This window comes from Aliirhizobium sp. YIM B11859 (assembly GCF_057163345.1).
The window spans coordinates 1-4,700 of sequence record NZ_JBXHAY010000035.1; the positions used below are offsets into that span (position 1 = coordinate 1).

The window sequence follows — 4,700 nt, forward strand, 5'->3', positions numbered from 1 at the left end:
CTCTTGCGGTCACCCCCCCTCGTAAGTAATTGATTTAATTGGTCTTTGAATTTTGCCCTTCTTATGATCTATCAGCGAAAAAAATCGCAGCCCGTAGAGAGCGTGGCGCGCTCCCCATAGCGCCGTAGCGAGCGATCGTAGGGACCGATTTTTTCGCTCAGGTAAGTGCGAGCATCGCGAGCTCCGTATTATGGGTCCAACCCATTGAAGCGACCTGAGTCACAAATTCACGCGTGCAGCGAGTCACACACGAACAAACCTCAAGTGAGTGAGAAGGGCCGCAAACCCCGTGACTCCAAGTATTATTTTAAATGAAAAAGAATTTCCGTAACGAAAATTTACTTGACATTTTATGGGGGAGGAGAGAAGGAAGGAAACCCTAGGGGGTTTGGGGGTGAGGGATGGTTCGGATGAGAGAAGGGGGGGCGTATCCGTCGCTTTTCTTTATTTGAAAATATCAAATTATTATAAGTTATTCCCGCTTGACTCCGCCTCAAAAAAGCAGTAGATAACGCTTAATCTCGGCATCTCTGACATTTTTTTGAAAATGTGCTTGACCGAAACTTTCCCCTCATGTAGACCAATACTTGCAAACACACGGCACGGCTCTGGCAGGCGTTACCTGTCCACCTGGCCTTTGTGCGGCAACCTCCGTTGAGGGATGGGGAGTGCTTAGCGCTTTGGCGGTCCGTTCGCGAATTCTAGAACTCGCGGTACAGGCTTGCCTGTGTTTCAAACATCTCGGTAAGCCCACCAGCCCGTTCGGTAATTCCGCACGGGCTTTTATTTTGCCTGCGAAGGGGTACAGGGGTCTCCCCTGTCACGCTTTTTTTGGGTCGCCGTAGGTGGGGTCCCAAAAAAAGTATAGCGTGTTATCCTTATCTTGAAGGATAACACGCGAGGCCTCCATGGGTGTTGATAGTGCGGTCGCCGGGAAAGCAGGAGCTGTCCGAATCCAACGTGTCGGGGGCGTAGCTCTTTCGGCCGCAGAGGCTCACGGGAAGCGCTTGGACGCTACGGGGCGAGGAAGGGCGGTTCGAGAGGCGGAAGCGCTCTCCACGACCGGCCTCGACCTCAACAGGCTGTATGACGCGCATGTCGAGGGGGCAAAGGTCCAGAAGTCGGCCACCAAGGCGCTGCATATGGTCCTGCAGTTCCCAGCAGACCTGGTCGACGGTGATGATGCTGAGCTGATGCTCTCCCACGCCCGCAGCTTCGCAGAGGAGCTGTTCGGCACGTCGGCCATTTTCGCCGATCGCGTCGATCGCGACGAGAAGAGCCGGCATGTCGTGGATCTGTTCATCGCCCCCAAGTATGAGAAGGAAACCAAGAGGCGGTCACAGACGGCCGTTTCCACGTCCAGGCACCTGAAGGCCCTCGCTGTCGCCCGTGGCCGTGCTCCGTCCCTCAGGGGGCAGGGACAGGCGTTGCAGGACGCATGGTACGAACATCTCCGCGATCGGATGAAACTCGCTGTACAACGCGGGGAGCCAAAAAAGCGGCCCGGTCCAGACTGGCAGTCGGCCGAGGCGCTGGAAGCCGAGCGACTGAAGCGGCTTTCCGAGAAGCTGGAGCGTCAACGCGAGCACCTGCGCAAAGAGCGTGAGGATCTGAAATTCGCGAGGGACCTGGTCGAAATGGACCGGGGAGCCGCGAAGGCGGAAAAAGAGCTGGTCCGGAAATATTGGCAGACCCTGAAGGCCGCGACGGAAAAGGCAAGTGCCGCGGCCGACAGCCTGGCCGAGATCATTCCGGCCGACCTGGTCAAAGCCCTAGACAAGATGCGCGCCGTGTCCAGGACGGCCTTCGCGGCCTTGGGTTGGCTTGATGCCAAAAACAGATTCACGGAAGCGTCCGGCCTCACTCTCGAAGAGCAAAATCAGCTGTCGCTTGCGTCGAAAAGCGTTGGCTATGTAGTCGCCGTTAATGATGCAGTGGAACTCACTGAAGAAGAGCAAAAACGCATCGAAACAGACGACTTCTCCGAAAGCGAAGACAGATGGCAGAGAGGAGGGCCGGAAATGTGAGCCTTTTCGCAGATTTACCTATGGAGTAAGGCTAAAAAAACAGCCAGTTCTGTATATGTTCTGCGGCGTTGTGCTAAAATAAGCCCGACGCACCTTCTTCAGTATAAGTGGCTGAAAGGTGACCAAAAAGGACCAGGAGAGCCGTCTTAGTGGTGATGAGGAGGAACTATACCGATCACATACGGCGGCACACTGCTGAAAACATCTGCCATGCTGTCGACTTCGCTAAATGGCTAGGCGTGCCTCTGAATAAGTACGTCGTTCTGAACCTGACCCATGCCGATTGCGAAGTGGTTGGTGCGGCTCTGATTTTCAAAAAAGTACGGCATAAATATCGTGATTGGCTGATCAATTTAAGGCGTAGAAACGGGCTCGCCGAGGTGCCTGCGGCGTATATTTACTCCCTGGAATGCCCGGAGCAGATGACGCACGCAAATTGGATGGTTCACGTTCCGAAGGGCTTCGAAGATGAGTTCTTGAGGAAGCTGCCGCAGTGGGTCGCTCGATCGAAAGGGACGATCGGGCCGTACGATATTTCAGTCGACGATGTTGACCCGAATACAGATAAAAGGCTCGCAAAGTACGTGATTAAGGGGGTGGACCCCGCTTACGTTAAGTACTTGTATTTAGAGGATGTCGCCGCGCCCCAAGGGCGAATTTATGGGCGGCGAGCGTCCTGTAGCGTGTCGCTTGGTCGAGCTGCTCGCGATGCGGCTGGATTCGTGCCCAAGAGAGATCGCAACGTCTGGAAGACGCGGCCTGAGTTTAGCCGACCAGACGCTGCCACCACGAACGCTGCGCCATACTCCGCCATGCGTCGCGGTCTGTTTCCGCAGCGTCGGCCCGTCGGCGTTCCGCCTCGATCAGCTCCCGGAGGCTCTGGATCAGTAGGTCCGTATTGATCGTTTTCGGCTGACGTTCAGGGGTGGGCACAGGTTGGGCGGCGACCTGCACGGGTCCACTGGGCGCCCAGTGCGCAAGGGATTCCGGCTCAATCTGCCACTGATTTCGATTGTCGCGACGAGCGACCAGCTCTCCAGCCTCGATCGCACGCATAATCGATCGCCTGGACACGCCAGACAGCTTTGCAGCTTCGTTGGGCGACAGTGTGGGCATGGTGGGCGTCTCCATGGGCAATGTTCACTGAGCGCGCATTGGGCGCGCATGCGCAGGATAGGCGATTCGAGTTAACGGGATTCACCCAGAAAACCCGCCCCTCCGGACCTACAGCCCTATGTGTGAGAGCGGTCCTGCGGGGCTAGTCGCTGAACAGGCCGGAGCCGGGGCTGACGCCCCTAAAAGCCTAGGTAGGCAGGCGGGACGTGATCCGTAAGCCAGACGCCGTTATCAGCCTTCCAGAACGAAAAACCGTCCGCATGCATGCGGCCAGTCGCTATCCGCAACACTACAGGCTTTCCGTGACGGCTACCGACCTTGATGGCGGTTTCCTCGTTGAGTGACAAGTGTACGTGCTGCCTCCTGCCGGCCTTCAGCCCTTCGGCGAAGATGGCTTCGAGGTTGTCGCGGGCGGTCCCATGGAACAGAGATTCCGGGGGCTCGCTCGGTACTAGGCCGAGATCGATATCAAGGGAATGGCCCTGCGCAGCCCGGATGAGCTGCCTGTCCTCGGATAGCGTAAAACGCTGCTTGTCGTTCTCTGCAACAGCCGCTTCGAGGATCGTCCGGTCGATCTTGAAACCAGCTTTTTTGGCTTTGGCAATCAACAGATCTACTGGCGTCCAGCCATTAGCATCGAGCGTGATGCCAAGCCGCTCCGGCGCATGGCGCAGCACATGGCTAAGGAGCCGGCTGATTTCCTTGCTCTTCGGGCTGTGATCATGCGTCTCGGTCATTGGTGAAGTCCTCGATATCGAGCTGTTCGGAACCTCCGTCACGAGCGGGCAAATCCGGCTCCATCCCGTCAAAATGTGGCTGCGATGGAGGAGAAAGGCCAGGCCCAGAGGGTAATTGCTGTTCACCTGGATACAGTGTTGGAAGGCGGCGCAATGGAGCGTGATCTAATGTTAGCGCGTCCTGGTCCCCTGCATCAGCGACTACCGTGGCAGAAAAGGCTGAAAGCCGAAGTTGATCGCGAGACTGCCCCCACGCAACCTGATCGTTGATGACATAGGCGGCTTCTTTGCCTTTTCCGATCCGTACAACCTGAATCCAGCGCTCAGCGGCAAGATCTCGGATTGCCCGTTGCACGGTGTCAACGCTGCGCCCCATCAGGGTCGCTAGAACCTTCTGAGGTATGACTACGGCATTCTGGCTCCCCATGTGGGCGACGAGATAGTGCAGAGCCTCTGCTGCGCGAGGCTTCCTGCTAATCAGTTGCGCCCATGCCTCGTGAGCCTTGCGCTCTGTTTGGACCCACTGGCCAGGTTTGTTTTTAGCGGATGTTCCAAGGGTCGGGGGCGTTGATTTTGGCACAGGCATTCCTTGCGGTAGGGTGACCGCAAACTTGCGGAGAAATTCAGCAGAAGTCCATAATTATTTTGCGGAATTATTCTGCATTAGAGCTGATTTTTCCTGAAAGGTAGCCGCAAAGCTGGTGCGGTAGGGTGACCGCAAAGCTCTTGCGGTCACCCCCCCTCGTAAGTAATTGATTTAATTGGTCTTTGAATTTTGCCCTTCTTATGATCTATCAGCGAAAAAAATCGCAGCCCGTAG

The 4,700-nt window shown here is 56.2% G+C and carries 4 protein-coding genes; 1 reads left to right on the forward strand and 3 read right to left on the reverse strand.

The features are described 5' to 3' along the window. The first annotated feature begins 1,142 nt into the window (after positions 1-1,142). Positions 1,143-2,027, forward strand: coding sequence for a hypothetical protein (locus AC2GXZ_RS32395; RefSeq protein ID WP_483763357.1), 885 nt, complete (start codon positions 1,143-1,145; stop codon positions 2,025-2,027). 765 nt (positions 2,028-2,792) lie between these two features. Here the strand turns inward: AC2GXZ_RS32395 and AC2GXZ_RS32400 are convergent. The 3 genes from AC2GXZ_RS32400 to AC2GXZ_RS32410 form a co-directional block, all read right to left on the reverse strand. After that, complete coding sequence (locus AC2GXZ_RS32400) at positions 2,793-3,143, reverse strand: helix-turn-helix domain-containing protein (protein ID WP_483763358.1); 351 nt, start codon at positions 3,141-3,143, stop codon at positions 2,793-2,795. A 179-nt stretch (positions 3,144-3,322) separates the two neighbouring features. Further along, complete coding sequence (locus tag AC2GXZ_RS32405; protein WP_483763359.1) at positions 3,323-3,880, reverse strand: RNA 2'-phosphotransferase; 558 nt, start codon at positions 3,878-3,880, stop codon at positions 3,323-3,325. Further along, entirely contained in the window at positions 3,864-4,256 is a 393-nt protein-coding gene (locus tag AC2GXZ_RS32410) for a hypothetical protein (RefSeq protein WP_483763360.1), read from the reverse strand. Before AC2GXZ_RS32410 ends, AC2GXZ_RS32405 begins: the two co-directional genes overlap by 17 nt. Positions 4,257-4,700 lie beyond the last annotated feature (444 nt).